Source organism: Pseudomonas sp. X4 (assembly GCF_040784925.1).
Lineage (GTDB): Bacteria > Pseudomonadota > Gammaproteobacteria > Pseudomonadales > Pseudomonadaceae > Aquipseudomonas > Aquipseudomonas putida_Z.
The window spans coordinates 967,060-983,240 of sequence record NZ_CP160798.1; the positions used below are offsets into that span (position 1 = coordinate 967,060).

The window sequence follows — 16,181 nt, forward strand, 5'->3', positions numbered from 1 at the left end:
TGCCACCCCGCGGTTGCGTCAGGCAGAAGCCACTACGAAGGCCGCGCGGCGGCCGATGCCAGGAGCTCCTTGAGGATCGTTGCCGGGTCGGCCCGCCGGTTCTGGCGGTACTCCCCAACATGGCGAACGAACAGGGTCGCGCGGCTCACCAGGCTCTTGCCAAGGACCGGCTTGCGATTGAGTTCTTCCTTGACCCGCTGGAACTGCGCCTGGATCACCGCATCGGTGTAGCGCGTACCACTGGCCAGGTTGTCGATGTAGATCGCCACGGCGCCATCGAGGGCGGCGCGGCCGTTGGCGATGGCTGCGGCGTACATGCTCACGGTGGTCTGGTCGCCACGCGCCTTGGCCTCGGCCTGGGTGTTGCGCAGGTTGGTCAGGCGAATGTTGTAGTTGTTGATGGTCTCGGCCACCAGCGCGGCGGACTGGATCAGGTTGCCGGCAGCCTCTTCGCGCTGGCGGCCGATCAGCGAAACGCTGCGCTTGAGTTCTTCGTTGACCAGCCCCAGCTCGGCCTGCTGGCGCGGGTCGGCGGTGGCGGCGATGATGCTGTCCAGGCGCTTGGTCGGGTCCTGCACGGCATCAATATCGTCGGTCAGGCTGGCCAGGCGCCCTTCCTTTTGCCACTGCTCGAACAGTTCCTGGTAACGCGAACGGGGCGCCGACAGGGCGCCGATGGCCACCCGGAAGCCCGTGGTCTCGTTGCGCTGCTCGGTACCGTCAGCGCCGAACAGCGGGTACTCGCGGCGCATGCCGGTAAACAGCGTGCCCTCGCCTTCCAGGTAGTTGCCGCCCTTGACCACGAAGCCGCCATAGGCGCCTTGCAAGCGGCCGGCATGCACCAGCTGGAACGACTCCTGAACCATTTCGGCGGCATTGCCGATCACATCGAACAGCCCCAGCGGGTTCGGCAGCCGGGTACCGATCGGCATCAGGCGTGCGGCCTGCCCGGTGCCGCCAGCCACCTGGTTGAACACCGCCCAGTCGCCAAGCGGCCCGTCGCTGTCACTGCCCTGGACCTTACGCGGGAACAGCCGCCCTTCCAGTTCCTGGCGGCTTACTGCAGAGCCGCCACGGGCAGCGAACTCCCACTCCACTTCGGTGGGCAGGCGCACAAAACCGACCCCGCCGTCCTCGGCCTTGCTGCCCCGGCCACTGACCGGCAGCAGGTCACGGTGATGCTTGAGCAGCCAGGCACTGTAGACCGCGGCAAAGCGCTCGGCCTCGAAGCGCGACAGCTTGACCTTGGGCAGGCGCCCGGCCGCCGTGGTATCGGGCTGGCAGGCCGGCGCCGCCTCGCCGCTGGCCAGCGACTGGGCCTGAGCCATCACCTGGGCATACTGCCGGGCGCTGACCTCGTACTTGCCGATGAAATACATCATCGGCTTGAGCGGGCCAGCCTGGTCGAGTTCGGGCAGGTTGGGGGCGACAGCCTTCTGCCATGCGGGCGAAAGGTCCTGGAGGCTGAACTGGCCATTGATGAAGTCACGCCGATAACCGGAAATGAACGACTGCTGGTAGCCGGCCTCGCCCTCGCTGAACGGGTAGCCGAGGTTGACCTCGCGGTCGTCCAGGCTGCCCTGGGCCAGCACGTAGACGCTGCGCAGTACCAGTTCGCCGCCGCATGGCAGCGGCAGGCTGACGTCGCCCGGCAAGGGCTTGGGGTTGTCCAGCTTGCTGGTGTCGACCGGCTGTGCCGGGGCGCTGGCGGCAGCGGCGTTGGCCGGCTTGGCCGACTTGGCAGGCGGCTCGTCGGTACCCGGCGAACAGGCCGCCAGGCCCAGCGTGGTCAGAAGCAGGGCCGTAGCCCCGAGGCGAAGTTCAGACATCACGAATTCCTTGACTGGCATCGATGCGCGTCACCCGCCAGCCACCAAGGGCAGCAGCGGCTGTGCTGGCCAGCAGCACCGCAGACAACGCAACGAAGTAATGCATGGGCAACAGATGGCTGGCGTATTCGCCTGGCACCTGCGTGAAGATCCGGTTGAGGCCCTGCTCGGCCAGTAAATACAGGCCGCCGGCAACTGCGGCCGCCAGCACGCCGCTGTACAGCGCCTGCAGCACCACGAACAGCAGCAGCGCGGCCGTGCCGAACCCCAGCAGGCGCAGCACCGCCAGCTCACGCTGCTTGCGCTGTACCGCCGCCACCGCGCCAGCGGCGATGGCTGCCACGGCACCGGCCACGGCCAGGCTGGTGATGATCCAGAACACCAGGTCAAGGTTGCGGCTCAGGGCCTGCACCTGGGCGATCTGCGCTGCCTGGGTCGATACCAGCCACTTGCGTTCGGCAAAGTAGGCGCGCAGCTTCTCGACATCAGCCAGCCCACGGGCATACAGGCGAAACGCCGGGTATATCCGCTGCGCATCATTGCCTGCGGCCTCCCCCGGCCAGCCCAGCGCCGGCACGCCGCGCCCGTCGCGGTAGTCCTCGACCGCTTCGAGCAGGGCCAGGGAAGCAAACAGGCCATCGCGCTCGAATGCCGCCAACGGCAGCACGGCAGCTACCTGCAGGCGCGTCTGGCGCCACTGCACCTGGCCGGCCTGCTGCCGGCTGAAGCTGGCCTGCAGCTCATCACCGGCAGCGGCACCGAGCTTCTCGGCAGCGGTAAAGCTCAGTACCACCTGCTGCAGGCCCTGCGGCGGCGGCACCTGTTGCAACAAGGGGTCACCGGCAGCGGTCGGCAGCATCTCGACGGTTACCGCACGCCCCTTGGCAGGCAGCAGCAGCTCTGCAGTGGCGGCGATCTGCCGGGTCCGCGCGATGGCGAAGGCGACGTCCGGTCGCTGCCCCAGGGCATCGATGAAATCGGCGCGGAAACGGCCACCGCCCAAGGGAATGATCTCGCGTACGCTCGGGTCGCGTTGCAGCCGCTCGGTCAGGCTGCCGACCAGGCCGAACTTGAGCCCGAACAGCACCAGCAAGGGCGCGATCACCGCGACCAGCGCCAACACGCTGCACGCCGACAGCCGCGCATCGTTGCGGTAGTCCTGCCAGGCCAGGCCGGCGATCAGCCACGGGCGCATCAGACGGCCTGCGCCAAGGTGGCGGTGACGCCGCCGTCGGCATCGCGCCGGCAGGCCATGCGCAGCACGCTCAACCCGGCCCGGCGCGCCAGCGCTTCATCATGGGTGGCGAGCACGCAGGTCACCTGGCGCGCCTGTGCCTCGCGCAGCAGCAACTGCATGACCCGCTCGGCGTTCACCGGGTCCAGCGCTGCGGTAGGCTCGTCGGCCAGCAACAATGCCGGCGCATGCGCCAGGGCCCGGGCGCAGCTGACCCGCTGACGTTGCCCCAGCGACAACGCGGCAGGTTTTTTGGCCAGCTGGTCATGCACATCCAGCGCCTCGGCCAGGCGTTCGACGCTGCCGTCCTCGCCCAGCCCCAACAGCTGCCGTGGCAGGCTGATATTGCCGCGCACATCGAGGAAACCGAGCAATCCGCCGGCCTGCAGCACATAGCCCAGCTGGCGACTGCGCAGCGCCGCCAACTGGTCGAGGCGGCGCTGGCGCCACAGGCCAGCCACATCGGTGCCGGCGAAGACGAAGCCCTCGGCGGCATCCGGCGCCAGCACCAGCGCCAGCAGGTCGAGCAAGGTACTCTTGCCGCAGCCGCTGGGGCCGACCAGGGCCACCCGTGCCCCTGCCGCCAGCTGCAGCCGGTCGATCTGCAGGCTGTAGCGCTGGGCCCCCTGGCCGCGCGTCTTGTGCACCGCGTGCAGGCTGATCATCACGGCAGCGTCGACAGCGGTACACGGTACAGGGCATCGCCCGGCTCGGCCTTGCCGAAGCGCACCCAGTTGGCCATGTCGTTGTGGAAGGTTTCGTACAGGCGGATCTTCGAGTCCAGCTCGTCGATGAAATCCTCCTGTTCGGCCACCGACAGCGACAGCCACAGGTCCTCGGTCATGCTCAGGGACTTGCTGCGGTACGGCAGGCCTTCGAGGTATTCGCCCAGTACCCCGCCCTGGGCCAGGTTTGCGCCCTTGCGCAGGGCACCCGGATCGCGGCTCATGTAGGCACTCGCGCTGGCGATCTCGTTGAAGAAATCACCCGGTGAACTGCGGGTCTTGCGCGCGGCATCGACGATCAGCTTCAGCGACTGCTGCAGGTCATTGAGCTGCAGCTTGGTCAGCATCACGCACACCTGCAGGCTCGGCAACGCCGGGTTGGCCAGGTCATGGTCGGCGGCCCAGGCGCTGACCAGTTGCGGCGCCTGGCTGGCGCCGTTACGGCCGAGGAAGTCCATGTGCATGGCATAACCGATCGCCTGGGACTTCGCCGCCAGGCTCGCGCCCGAGCCCAACTGGGGCAACGGCTGTGGCTGCTGTTCACGCACCTGGTGCACCAGTTCGGCGAACGTCGAGCCGATCTCGCGTACGCGCTCGCCAAAGGCGCCCACATCACCGCCCGGCACAGCCACGTAAAGGTCACCGATCTGCGGGTTGCTGTCGGCGGTAAGCACGCGGTACTGGCTTTCGGCAGCGCCATGGTTTTTCGCACCGGCCGGGGTGCGCAGGTGCAGGGCGTAGATCCTGATCTGCTTGCTCAACGCAGCCTGGCGAACCTCGGCCTCGTTCATCTGTGTGCTGCTGTAGGGGTCGTTCTTGCGCAGGGCACCGGCATCGCTGACCAGCAGGACGATACGCCCGCCATAGCCCGACCAGTCCATGCCCTCCACGGCCTGCATCACGCCGGCAAAGGCATCTTCGTTGAACGAATGGCTGGAGACGCTGGTGGCCTTGACCTGCGCGGCAGCCTTGAGGAAGCGCGCCGGGTCGCGGCCCTCCTCCAGGCTGACCAGGGTCTTGCTCAGGTAGTCCAGGCCCGGGGTGCGCTTGACGCTGTTGCGAAAGCCCACCAGGCCGAAGCTGACATTGCCCAGCTCGCCCCGTGCAGCCAGTTGCGCCTGCAGTTCGCTGACCACCTGGCGCACGCGGTCGATGTAGGGTTGCATCGACACGGACGTGTCGACCACCAGGACGATGCCGGTACGGAAGCGGTTGTCCGTTGCCACGGCCGCACCGGCAGCCGTGGCCGCCTGGCTGCGAACGCTGCTGCCGGGGTCGATGGAGGCGACGTTGAGCAACTGCACCGGCTGGCCGTCGGCGCCGAAGCTTTCGCGGTAGTCGAAGATCGGCATCAGGTAGAACTGGTTCTGCGGCACCGCGCTGGCGGCGGGCTCCAGGGCCAGCACCTGGGGCACCTGGTCGGGCTCGTTCTGCGCCTTGAGCAGGTCGGCGCGGGCCTTGCCGGTGTCGTCGAGCAGCTGCTGCAGGTCATCGGCCTGGCGCATGAACATCACCGGCGAACGGCCGGAACGCTCGGTAAACTTCAGCACCAGGCTTTGCTTCCAGTCGCTGGTTTGTGCCGCAGGCAACCAGCCGTCGCGCTGGCCGCTGCTGGAGGCGCCAACTTCCAGCCAGGGCTGGCCGTCGATGTCCTTGCGCTGGTACACGTACAGCACCGAGAACGCCGGCAGCGGTTCACCCGCGCTGTTACCGGGCCCTGCGCGCAGTTGCGCTTCGGGCTTGCTCAGCACGCGTTGGAACAGGGTTTTCTTGCCCGGCATCAACAAAGGCCGGCCGTCTTCGCTGGCCGCTGGCGGTGGAGCGGTTGGCGTCAGCGGTTCGCTCGCGGTTTGCGCCACGGGTGGCTGCACATCCGGTTGGTCGCTGCCACTGCGCAACCAGAACAAGGTCGCGCCCAGGCCCAGTGCCGCGGCTATGGCCACGGCCAGCATGGCCTTGGCCGGCATGCCCGAGGCTGGTTTCGGCGGCGCATTGGGCCTGGGCCGAGACGGCTCCTTTGCAGGCGCGGTTGAGGCCACCGGCTCGGCCGTGGCCTGCGGAATTTCGATGGATACCGGCGTCAGGCCACCAAGGTCTGCCTTGCCCGGCATCGCGACCGGCAACGGCCGGATCACTGTGCTGTCCTGGTCATCGGCAGGCAAGCGGTCGAGTGCGGCCAGCAACGCGTCGGCATCGGCGAAGCGTTGATCGGGGTCCTTGGCCAGCAGCCCGCGCAGGATGTCCTGGTAGCGCCCGTGCTCGATGGGCAGCTCCGGTAGTGGCTCGGTCAGGTGGGCCAGTGCGGTCGACAACGCATCGGTGCCACGGTAGGGCAGCTCGCCGACAAGGATCTCGTACAGCACCACCCCAAGCGCATACAGGTCGGCGCGGCCGTCGATGTCCATGCCCCGCGCCTGCTCCGGGCTCATGTAGCTCGGGGTGCCGACGGCGAAGCCAGCCTGGGTGAACTGGGTGCGGTCATCCAGCGACTTGGCGATGCCAAAGTCCGAGAGCACCGCCGTGCCGTCGGCGCGGAACAGGATGTTGGCCGGTTTCACGTCGCGGTGCACCAACCCCTGGCCGTGGGCATAACCCAGCGCCTGGGCGATCTGCCGCACGTACAGCAAGCCCTGCTCGGGTGCAAGCCCGGCGGCGATGCGCTCCTTGAGGGTGCCGCTGGGCAGGTACTCCATGGCCATGTAGTACAGCTCGCCGACGTTGCCGATGTCATGGATGGTGGCGATGTGCGGGTGCGCCAGCCGCGCCAGGGTGCGCCCTTCGCGCAGGAAGCGCTCGCAGAAGGTAGGGTCGGCGGCAAGGCTCGCGGCCATCACCTTCAGCGCCACCTTGCGCTGCAGCGAGCGCTGGGTGGCCAGGTAGACGCTGGCCATGGCGCCCTGGCCAATCTCGCTGTCGATGTCGAATCCGGGAATCTGCATGTTCGGGGTGCTCTTCATTTCGCCTTCACCACCACGGCGGTGATGTTGTCAGGGGCGCCACGGGTCAGCCCCAGGTGCACCAGGCTGCGGACCACCTGATAGGGGTCGGCGTGGCCGAGCACGTCGGCGATCTCGTGGTCTTCGGCGGTCTTGTTCAAGCCGTCGCTGCACAACAGGTAGGTATCGCCCGGCTGTACCTGCACATCCACCGCCTGGAGTTCGAGCTGGTCCTCGACGCCGATGGCGCGGGTGACGATGTTGCCGCGCGGATGCACGCGGGCTTCGGCCTCGTTGAGCAGGCCGCTGTCCTGCAGTTCCTGGACATAGCTGTGGTCATGCGACAGGCGCTCGATGCGGCCATCGCGCAGCCGATACAGCCGGCTGTCACCGGCCCACAGGCCTACCGCCCGGTCGCCGCGTGCGGCCAGGACCACCACCGTGCTGCCCATCATCGCCACGCCCCGGCGCAAGGTCTCCTCGCGTACCGCGCGGTTGACCCGGGCCAAGGTGTCGCGCAAGGCCTGGGTGAAATCGTCCAACCCATCGATGAGCGGCAACTGGCGCAGGCTGTCCACGGCCAGGCTGCTCACATAGTCGCCGGCGGCATGCCCACCCATGCCGTCGGCAACGGCCCACAGGCCATCCCAGGTCAGCTCCAGGCAGGCGTCTTCGTTGATCTTGCGGACCATGCCTACATGGCTGTAGCTGGCCGCGCTGTAGTGCACGCGGCTCATGCTGGTCTCGCCTCGCTGCCCAGCAGGAACGCGGCGAACTGCTCGCTGCGCGGCAGGCCCTGGCTACGCAGCAGGCCAGGTGCGATCCGCTCGCTGCCCAGGCCCCACCACAGGCTCATGCCTTCGCAGGCACATTCGGCCAGGGCCAACGCCCTGCCCTGCGGCGTGCTGCCGTCCAGCCGCTGCAACCCGCCCACGGCCACACGTGGCCCCTGCAGCAGCGGCCGGGGTTGGTCGAAAGGCTGCAAGGCTGCCTCGAAATGCTCGAAAGCCGCATCCGCTTCAAGCGTGCCCAGCAACGCCGCCTCGACACCTTCGAACCACTCATCGGCCCCACCAACGATGCCTGCGATCGCCACCCCGGGCTCCAGCACCTGCGCCACGCTCAGCGGAAAATACCGCCCCACCCGGTCGATGCTCGGCATCAGCACGCCGACCACCGCGTCCGGGCCACACACCCCTGGCGCCAGGGCAAAGCGCCACAACGGGCTGACCAGGTAGGCCTGCAGCCAGGCCTCGCCAAGCGCCTGCTGGCTGGCCTGGATACCGGCGGCCAGCCACTGGTCCCAGGGCTGGATGAAGGTCTGCGGCAAGCCCCGGCTGACGAAGTCGCCGCGGCAGGCCAGTTTTCCGTAGAAACCCACGTCGTTCACAGATGCTCCGGCAGGCTGAAACCGCTGACCACTCGGCTGCGGAACGGGTTGAAGGCGCTGCTGGCACGCAGCTCGTACGACACGCTGGCGCCATCCACGCGCAAACGCAGGTTGAAACGCTCCGGCGAGCTGCCAGCCACCAGGTCGGCCTGGTCGAGCAGGCGGAACCACGCCCATGGGCCCTCCACGGTCAGCCCCGAACGGCCGCTGGCCGATGGCGGCGCGATCGACAGGCGAACCACGCCGATGCTGTTCGGGTTGGGCCACTGCAACGCCACCGGGCGGCTCGGGCCGTGGTCGTAGCTGACTTGCTGGCCGTCGAGATCGAGCAGGAACTGGGTGATGCTCGCGTCCATCGCCACCGGCTTGAGCTCGAAACGCACGCTTGGCTGCAGGCCGTTACCGCTGCGGAAGAACGCATCGCGGATGGTCGCCGCGCGCTGGAAGGTGTACAGCACATTGCCGCTGATCCCGAGCTTTTGCGCAGCGCCCGGCTGCCAGCTCCAGGGCGTGCTGGAAGTATTGACGTAGGGCTGCAGGTACTTGCGGAAGTAGTTGTCCATCACCCCACCGACCCCGAAGAACTGGCCGAAGTCTTCCAGGGTGGCGTCGCGCGAACTGCCGGCCACCAGCGGGTAGCGGCCGCTGAGCGACTGGCGGTAGACATTCAGCACTTCGCTGGCCCAGGCGGCATTGAGCTGGTTGCGCACCCCGCCCATGACGATGCCATGGGTCGAGCCGAGTACCGAACTGACCAGGTTCTGCACCACCCTGGGCTGGCGCGCCGCGCCCAGGGCTACCCGTTGCGCCGCAGCCTGGGCCTGGTTCTTGGCCTCGCCGAGCAAGGCGTCGCCGCTTGCACCGACCATGGCGCTGACCTGCACGTAGAGCGCATTGAGGTCGGTGAGCAAGCCGTCGATGGCGGCGGGCTGGCCTTCACCGCTGCCGACCAGCGTGGCCAGCTCGGCGAAGTGCGCGGTTACCGGGTCCTGCGTGCGGGCTGCGGGGCTGTCGACGGGCAGCGGCGCGTCGCCGAGCAGCCCGCCAAGGCGCTGGCGCAGCTGGTCGACACCGGCCTGCTCGGCCCTGTCCTGGACCTTGTCGAGCGTGGTCGGCTGCGCCAGGTTGGTTTCACGGGCCACCGCCTGCAGCAGCTGCTTCATCGGCGAGGTCGGCCCGGACAGCACCCGCAGCACGTCGGCGGCTTGGCCAACGCTGGTGACAGGCACGACGTCCAGGTCGTCGAGCAGGGCATCCCAGTGACGGATGTAATCCTGGTAGTAGAGTTGCTGCACATCGTCGGCCAGGCGTTTGGCATCGCCCGCTTCGCCCGGCGCGCGGCCCAGTACCCAGCGTTCCTCGGCCAGCGTGGTGCTTTGCGCCAGGCTTGCGGCGAGAAATGCCTGGCGGTAGCCCTGCACGGTGAACAGCCCCGGCAGTGGCTCGCTCAGCGGCTTGCCGCTCTTGAAGCGAAACACCAGAGCGGCATCACGCCCGGCAGCGTCGCTGACGCGGAAGTCTTCGACCCCGCGTGGCAGCTTCTGGCGCTTGACCCGGTCGTAAACACGCTGGGCCACCGGCAACTGCTGCAGCTGGCGACGGGTGTCGTCGATCAGGCGCTGGTCCAGGCGTGCGTTCGGCGGACGTTTCTCGAACAGCGCCGCCAGGTGCTGCCCCAGGGCTTGACGCAGGTCGGGCGCAAGGTCGCGGGGTAACTGACGCTCCCAGTCGAGGGTGATCCAGGCCTTGATGAAGTCTGGGTCGTAGTGCTCGGCATCGGCCAGCATCAGGTAGGCCTTGAGCCCTTCGTAGAGGTAATCGGATGGCCCCCCGGCATACAGCTGTTCCTCGATGCGGGTGACCAGGCGCGGGGCGAAAATGGCGATCAGCAGCTTGCGGTACAGGCTCTGCGATTCGCTTTCGAGCATGTCGCCCTGGTACAGGCCCAGGCCCTCGGCCCAATTAGGAGGGTCGTCGGCCAGGTGGCGGACGGCGTTCAGCAGCGGCAGCACGTCGACCACGTTGCGCTGCGCAGGGCTCAGGCCTTGCACGCTTTTGCCCAGTGGCTGAAGGCGGCTGTCGACTTCGGCGATGTATTGCTGGTTGGCCCGATAACTGAGGGCCCACAAGGTCCCGACCAGCAGCACCAAGGCCACGCTCAGGGCCAGCGCACCACGGGCGATCCACCGGCGCCGCCGCTCCACCTTGGGGTTGCTGCCAACCAGGCCGCGCTCGGCGAAGGCCACGGCAGTGAACAACCGCTCGATGAAATAGCTGCGCCCGCTACCGCTCTGGCGTGCCAGGTGCGCCCGGTCCAGGCCCATGCTCTGGGCCATGCTGCCGATCAGCCGGTCGATGGGGCTGCCTTCCTGGGTGCCGCTGGTGAAGTACACACCACGCAGCAACGCCCGTGCCTCGAAGGCATTGGGCTTGAAGATGCCGTCGAGGAAGGTTTTAAGGTTGCCACGCAGGGCGGCGAACTGTTGCACGAAGCCGTAGATCAGGTCGCGCCGGGCCGGGTCGCGCTCCTGTTGCAGGCGCTCGACCAGGCGCTCGCCGAGCCGCCGTTCGAGCAATGCGAACTCGTTGTCGAACTGCGCCAACGGGCCGTCAGCGCCCTGCTCCAAGGTATCCAGCGGGAAGGTCATGCCCCACACCTGGGCGCGCTCGTCCTTGCCCAGGTTGTCGAAGAACTCCATGAAGCCCGGCACCAGGTCGAGCTTGGTCAGCATCAGGTACACCGGGAAGCGCACGCCCAGCTGGCTGTACAGTTCCTGGATGCGCGCACGGATCGCCACGGCGTGGGCGGCGCGCTCGGCGTCGCTGCCCAGCAGCAGGTCGGACAGGCTGATGGCGATGAATGCACCGTCGATGGGGCGGCGCGAGCGCTGGGTTTTGAGCAGGTCGAGAAAGCCCAGCCAGGCCGCCTTGTCGACCTGGGCGTGGCTGTCCTGGGTGGTGTAGCGGCCGGCAGTGTCGAGCAGTACCGCCTGGTCGGTGAACCACCAGTCGCAGTTGCGCGTGCCGCCCACACCGCGGATGGCGCCCTCGCCCAGTTGCGCGGCCAGCGGGAAGTGCAGGCCGGAGTTGACCAGCGCGGTGGTCTTGCCAGAGCCGGGCGGGCCGATGATCACGTACCACGGCAGCTCGTAAAGATTGCGACGCTCGTCACCGCCCAGGCGGGCCTTCTTCAACAGGGCCAGGGCCTCGTCCATGCGCTGGCGCAGCGCCGCCAGCTCTTCGGTGGTGGCCACGCTGGCAGGGTCCGGGGCGGTTTCTGCGGCCAGGCTCTGCATGACCTTGGCCGCCTGCCGGCGCGCCTGCACGATGCGCCAGGCGCGGTAGCCGCCCCACAGGGCGAACAGCAGGACGATCAGCAGCCAGCGTGGCGTGGGCGACGCCAGCATTTCCAGCAACGGCCCGACGAACCAGATGATCAGGCTCAGGGCGATCAGGCCCAGCAGCGGGATCACCCAGCGAATGACAAAACTGAAAAACGCCTTCACTCGACGCCCTCCGCCAGAACGGTAATTTCAACCCGGCGATTCTTCGCCCGGCCCTGCGCGGTGTCGTTCGACGCCAGTGGTTCGGTGTCGCTCAGCCCTTGGGCGCTGAAGCGCTCGGGTTGCCCGGTGCGCGCGGCGAGGATGCCCTTGACCTCTTCGGCGCGCGCTTGCGACAACGCCCAGTTGGACGGGAAGCGCAACGTCGCGATGCGCTGGTTGTCGCTGTGCCCGGTGACCCGGACATTGCCCTTGACCTTGGCCACTGCCTCGGCGATGCGCAGCATCAGCGGCTGGAAATCGCCCTTGATGCTGGCGCTGGCGCTGGCGAACAGCTCGTCACCGCGAATGGTCACCACCGAGCGGTCGACCGCGTCTTCGACGGAAACCCGGCCGGCCTTGATGTCATCGGCGAGGAACCCGGCCAGGCGCGGGCGCTCCACGGGCTTGGGCTGCAGCACCGGGCGGTCCATGGCTTGCACCGGGATTTCGCCCAGCGCGTGGATACCCCGGAACACCGGCTCGGCATCGGCGGCCAGCTTCAGGCGCAGGCCGAACAACAGCAGCAACAGCAATGCCGCGGCCACCGCCAGGCCCACCCATGGCGGCACGAACTGGGCCAGGCGGTCACGGCTGACAGCCACCCCACGCCAGTGTGGCGAGAGTTCGCGCTCACGCTCGCCACGGGCACTGCGAATTGCCGCAGCGGTACGCTCGCGCAGCGCTTCGAGCTGGGCGCGGCCATCGTTCATGACCCGGTAGCGGCCCTCGAAGCCGAGGCTGGTGCACAGGTACAACAGCTCCAGCAGGTTGAGGCGTTCGCGCGGGCTCTGCAGGCAATGCTCCATCAGCTGGAACACCTTCTCACCGCCCCAGGCCTCGTTGTGCACCGTGATCAGCAAGCTCTGGCGGCTCCAGTCGCTGGCACTGCCCCACGGCGTGCTGAGCACTGCTTCGTCCAGCGCGGTGCACAGCGCATAGCGCGCCAGCAGCACCTCGTTGCGCACCACACCGGCGGCTTCGGCACGGGTCTCGAACTGGCGCAGATAGGCCAGCAACTGCGCCCGCAGGCTGGCCGGCGCCGAATGAGCGATGGTGTTGCGCAGGCGGGTAAGCAAGGCCAGCAACGGCCCGGCCGCCTGCTCGAGCGGGTTGACACCCACGCCCTGGCCAGGCGCCAGGGGCTCGGCCGGTACCTGCAACGGCGGCGGCTGCGGCGCTGGCGCGGCGGGTTGCGGGGCAGCACGGCCACCGGGGCGCGGCATGAACTGGGTACGGTCGTTGGCCTGCGGATCTTCCGGGTGCATCGCGGGTTATCCTCGAATGGCCCAGAAGGCCAGGCTCAGGCCGGGGAACTCGCCGGCGACGTAGAAGGCAAAGCCACCGGAGTGTTGCAACTGCTTCCAGTGCTCGCTGCCCCGGTCGAGCTCGAAGTAGGTGGAGCCGGCATGGAACGGGATCTGCCGGGGCGCCACCGGCAACGGCAGCAGGCCGATGCCCGGCAGTTGCAGGTTGACCAGGTCGCGGATGTGCTCCACCGAGCCGATCTTGCTCTGTTGGCCAAAGCGGCTACGCAGCGTCTCGCTGGGCACATCGGCACGCACCACCAGGACGAAACTGGCGCTGTCGAGCAGGCTGCGGTCGGCAAGCATGCCAACGTGGATGCCGTAGGCCTTCTCGACGATGGGAATGGCCACCGCCTTGCTGTCGATCAGCGTCGACAAGGCCTCGCGCAAGGCGGCCATCACTGGCGCGAAGGTCGCCGCCAGGTCGTCGTGCTGATAGACCGGGAAGCTGTGCGGGCGGCGGCCATCGCGGGTGAAGGTGGCGAACTCGCCAGCCAGGGCCACCAGTTCGCTGTACAGCCGCTCGGGGTGCAGCGGGCTCAGCTGGTTGAGGTGTTCGACCAGCGGCTGGGCGCGGTTGACCAGTTGCAGCAGCATGAAGTCGGCAATCTCCGACGCCCCGCCATTGGCCGAGGCGACCACCCTGCCCGCCAGCGCTTCGCCACGTTGGTGCAGCAGGCCCAGCAGCTCGCCGCAAAAGCCGGACAGTTGCTGGCTGGCCGCCACGTCGAGTACCGGCGGGATGTAGCTGTCATCCATCACCAGCGCGCGGTCGGCGCGCTTTTCGCGGATGCGCAGCATGCCGAGGGCGGCGTAGTCGCTCAGGCCGTCCTCGCTGCGCAGCAGGCGCAGGGCGCGGCTGCCGAGGGCCAGCGGGGCACGGTTTTCGAACGGCGCGTTGTCGTCGCGCACCTCGCTGACACGGCTGACATAGCGGGCGCCAGCGACGGCTTCGCCCTCGTCGACGGTGTCGCGGGCCCCCGCCCGCTTGAGTGGCAGCCCCAGGTGGACAACGCCATCGCGCAGATCGTCGGGTACTTCCAGCGGCGCAGGTGGCAGGTCGTCGCGGGGGATGTCGAACGGCGTGCCGTCGGGCAGCAAGCCGCGAGCGCTGAGAATCGCCACCTTGCCCTGGGCAAGCAGGCCCTGGTCGAGCAGCAGCTCGGAGAAACCCCACGCGGCCACGCTCAGCGGCCGGTTGCGGGCGTCGACCAGGTGTTCGAGGTAGCGATCATGCTGTTGGAAATGCTGGGTCGTGATGAACATGCCTTCCGACCACACCACGCGATTGTTCCAGGACATGGGGACTCCGATTGCCTAGCGGGCAGGTTCAGGTTGTGGGGTGGCCACGGCGCTGCGCACGGCACGCACATCGAGGCTGATCTGATAGTCCCGCGGCGGCACCGGCAGCACGCTGCGCCACTGGGCCTGGTCGATCTCGCGGTAACCGACCACCAGGCCGATGTGGCGAGTGGCAGGGTCGAGCGGACGTTCCAGGCGCAACTGGCCGCCGGGCTGCAACAGCACTTCGTCCTGGTCGATCAGGTCGGCGCCGAGCGTGGCCTGGGCGCGCTCGGCCAGGGCGAAGTAGTCGGCGCGGGCAAATGCGGCGCTGTTCTTCAGCTCGTACAGGCGCACCCGTACCGGCGCAGGCGTGCCGCCAGGGCCCGGGTTCAGCCCCTCGGCGGCACTGAAATACAGGGTCACGGCTGCGCTGTCCGGTGCACTGTCGGCAGCGGGGGCAACCGGCATGTCCTTGCTGCAGGCAGCCAGCAGCACCAGGCTCAGGGCTGCGACCAGTCGTATTGCTTTCATCCTTGTCCTCTTGACGTACCGTGGTCTTCCTGGGTGCGCTCAACTACGTTGCAAACGGCTGCTATGGGCCTCGTAGGCGCGGCTGAATTCGCGGCCGAACAGTTCCTGGAAATCGTCTTCGGCTTCACGGGAGATCTGCCCGTAAAGCTCGGTGAACTGCTGCCAGCAATGGGCCTGGCGCGAGCCACCGAACAACTTGGCCAGCCCCGCCGCAGGTGCCAGGCGCTGCTCCAGGCGCGCCGGCTGGAAACACGCGAGCAGGTGCTTGATTGCGGCCTGCACGCCCGCCATCACCGCCAGCTGGTGGGCGCGCACATCATCGAAGCTTTCGCGCACGGCCTGGTCCGGCGCCATGAACGCCTGGTTACCGTGACGCAGCAACAGCAGCAACGCCTCGTCGGCATTGGGGGCGAACTTCAGCGGGTTGTTCTGCACCGGGGCGATGGTGGTCTGCTGCATGCGGAACTCGCCCTTCAGGCTGCTGCGTGCACGCAACACGTCGATCAGGCCCTCCACCATCAAGCGGTAGCTTTGGCCGATGGCCTCCATTTGCGCGGCGGCGTCGGCGGCGTCGATGCGCAGGTGCTCGATACCGGCGCCGCGCAGGAACGCCTGCAGCAACGCATCGCTGCTTGCAGCTGGCGCAGGTGCGGCGACTGGTGCGCCTGCAGCAGGCTGTACAGGCGCTGCCGGAACGGCTGGCGCAGGCGGCGCAGTCGGGGTCGGGGCCGGGGCCGGGGCCGAGCCGAACAGGTTCCAGTCTTCCGGGATCATCCCCGGCGCAGCCGGTTCGGCGGCCGGGGCAGGCGCCACCACCGGGGTTGGCGGGCGGAAGTCGTGCTGCTGAGCCGGCACATGGTCGGGCTGGCTGACCGGCGGCACGCTCGAGGGGCCGAGGAAGTCGAACAGGTCAGGCAGCGTGTCGTGGTTCGACGCACCTTGCAGGAACGCAGCCGGCGCACCGGAAATCGGGGGAGCGGGAACGACCGGGGCCGCCACCTGGTTGGCCATCAGCGCCTCGAAACTGTGTACCTGGGGTTCGCCCTCCAGGGCGCCAGGCAGGTTCGCGTCGATGCGCGCCTGTATCTCGTATTCCCCAATACGGATAACTTCGCCATCCAGCAACTGCTCACTGTTACCGCGACGCAAGCGAATACCGGCACGAACTAATTCCACACCGTTCGTACTGTCATCGGTCAAAAAATATCGCCCTTCCTTGAACTGGATCACACAATGCCGGGCCGATACCAACCGCTCGGGGTCAGGAAGTACCCAGTCATTTTCCGCCGCACGGCCAAGCGTGATGGCACCGGTTTCCAGTCGCATCTCCGGGCATTGCCCGGGAGTAATCTTGTGGTAACTAGTGATAGTTAGGCAAAGTGCCATCACGCCTCCATGCATCC

11 protein-coding genes are annotated in these 16,181 nt (G+C 67.9%); all 11 read right to left on the minus strand.

The window, feature by feature from the left end:
- Positions 1–32: 32 nt before the first annotated feature.
- Genes ABX298_RS04205 through tagH form a run of 11 tightly spaced genes read right to left on the minus strand, consistent with a single transcriptional unit; the run spans position 33 to position 16,164 of the window.
- Positions 33–1,829 carry an SUMF1/EgtB/PvdO family nonheme iron enzyme gene (locus ABX298_RS04205; RefSeq protein WP_075046087.1) on the minus strand — a complete coding sequence of 599 codons (1,797 nt, stop codon included), beginning with the start codon at positions 1,827–1,829 and terminating at the stop codon, positions 33–35.
- Complete coding sequence (locus tag ABX298_RS04210) at positions 1,822–3,024, minus strand: FtsX-like permease family protein (RefSeq protein WP_075046088.1); 1,203 nt, start codon at positions 3,022–3,024, stop codon at positions 1,822–1,824. Before ABX298_RS04210 ends, ABX298_RS04205 begins: the two co-directional genes overlap by 8 nt.
- A complete protein-coding gene (locus ABX298_RS04215; protein WP_075046089.1) occupies positions 3,024–3,728 on the minus strand; it encodes an ATP-binding cassette domain-containing protein in 705 nt (234 codons plus the stop codon). Before ABX298_RS04215 ends, ABX298_RS04210 begins: the two co-directional genes overlap by 1 nt.
- Positions 3,728–6,745: a serine/threonine-protein kinase gene (locus ABX298_RS04220; RefSeq protein ID WP_075046090.1), complete on the minus strand. Its 3,018-nt coding sequence runs from the start codon at positions 6,743–6,745 to the stop codon at positions 3,728–3,730. Before ABX298_RS04220 ends, ABX298_RS04215 begins: the two co-directional genes overlap by 1 nt.
- The gene (locus ABX298_RS04225) at positions 6,742–7,461 is read right to left on the minus strand and encodes a PP2C family serine/threonine-protein phosphatase (protein ID WP_367394114.1); all 720 of its coding nucleotides are present in this window, start codon (positions 7,459–7,461) and stop codon (positions 6,742–6,744) included. Before ABX298_RS04225 ends, ABX298_RS04220 begins: the two co-directional genes overlap by 4 nt.
- Positions 7,458–8,114 (minus strand): type VI secretion system-associated protein TagF, encoded by a 657-nt coding sequence (tagF, locus tag ABX298_RS04230; RefSeq protein WP_075046092.1) that lies wholly within the window; start codon positions 8,112–8,114, stop codon positions 7,458–7,460. Before tagF ends, ABX298_RS04225 begins: the two co-directional genes overlap by 4 nt.
- Complete coding sequence (gene tssM, locus ABX298_RS04235; protein ID WP_367394115.1) at positions 8,111–11,620, minus strand: type VI secretion system membrane subunit TssM; 3,510 nt, start codon at positions 11,618–11,620, stop codon at positions 8,111–8,113. The genes tagF and tssM overlap by 4 nt, the downstream gene beginning before the upstream one ends.
- Positions 11,617–12,924, minus strand: coding sequence for a DotU family type VI secretion system protein (locus ABX298_RS04240; protein WP_085619145.1), 1,308 nt, complete (start codon positions 12,922–12,924; stop codon positions 11,617–11,619). Before ABX298_RS04240 ends, tssM begins: the two co-directional genes overlap by 4 nt.
- A gap of 6 nt (positions 12,925–12,930) precedes the next feature.
- Positions 12,931–14,265 carry a type VI secretion system baseplate subunit TssK gene (gene tssK / locus ABX298_RS04245; RefSeq protein WP_317410306.1) on the minus strand — a complete coding sequence of 445 codons (1,335 nt, stop codon included), beginning with the start codon at positions 14,263–14,265 and terminating at the stop codon, positions 12,931–12,933.
- A 15-nt stretch (positions 14,266–14,280) separates the two neighbouring features.
- On the minus strand, positions 14,281–14,778 hold the full coding sequence (gene tssJ / locus ABX298_RS04250; protein WP_317410304.1) for a type VI secretion system lipoprotein TssJ: 498 nt from the start codon (positions 14,776–14,778) through the stop codon (positions 14,281–14,283).
- A gap of 39 nt (positions 14,779–14,817) precedes the next feature.
- Positions 14,818–16,164 (minus strand): type VI secretion system-associated FHA domain protein TagH, encoded by a 1,347-nt coding sequence (tagH, locus tag ABX298_RS04255; RefSeq protein WP_367394116.1) that lies wholly within the window; start codon positions 16,162–16,164, stop codon positions 14,818–14,820.
- Between the last annotated feature and the right edge of the window lie 17 nt (positions 16,165–16,181).

Excerpts from the sequence above, each read along its gene's own strand:
- ABX298_RS04205 (WP_075046087.1), bottom strand. The coding sequence starts at position 1,829 with ATGTCTGAACTTCGCCTCGGGGCTACGGCCCTGCTTCTGACCACGCTG.
- ABX298_RS04210 (WP_075046088.1), bottom strand. The coding sequence starts at position 3,024 with ATGCGCCCGTGGCTGATCGCCGGCCTGGCCTGGCAGGACTACCGCAAC.
- ABX298_RS04215 (WP_075046089.1), bottom strand. The coding sequence starts at position 3,728 with ATGATCAGCCTGCACGCGGTGCACAAGACGCGCGGCCAGGGGGCCCAG.
- ABX298_RS04220 (WP_075046090.1), bottom strand. The coding sequence starts at position 6,745 with ATGAAGAGCACCCCGAACATGCAGATTCCCGGATTCGACATCGACAGC.
- ABX298_RS04225 (WP_367394114.1), bottom strand. The coding sequence starts at position 7,461 with ATGAGCCGCGTGCACTACAGCGCGGCCAGCTACAGCCATGTAGGCATG.
- ABX298_RS04240 (WP_085619145.1), bottom strand. The coding sequence starts at position 12,924 with ATGCACCCGGAAGATCCGCAGGCCAACGACCGTACCCAGTTCATGCCG.
- tssK (WP_317410306.1), bottom strand. The coding sequence starts at position 14,265 with ATGTCCTGGAACAATCGCGTGGTGTGGTCGGAAGGCATGTTCATCACG.
- tssJ (WP_317410304.1), bottom strand. The coding sequence starts at position 14,778 with ATGAAAGCAATACGACTGGTCGCAGCCCTGAGCCTGGTGCTGCTGGCT.
- tagH (WP_367394116.1), bottom strand. The coding sequence starts at position 16,164 with ATGGCACTTTGCCTAACTATCACTAGTTACCACAAGATTACTCCCGGG.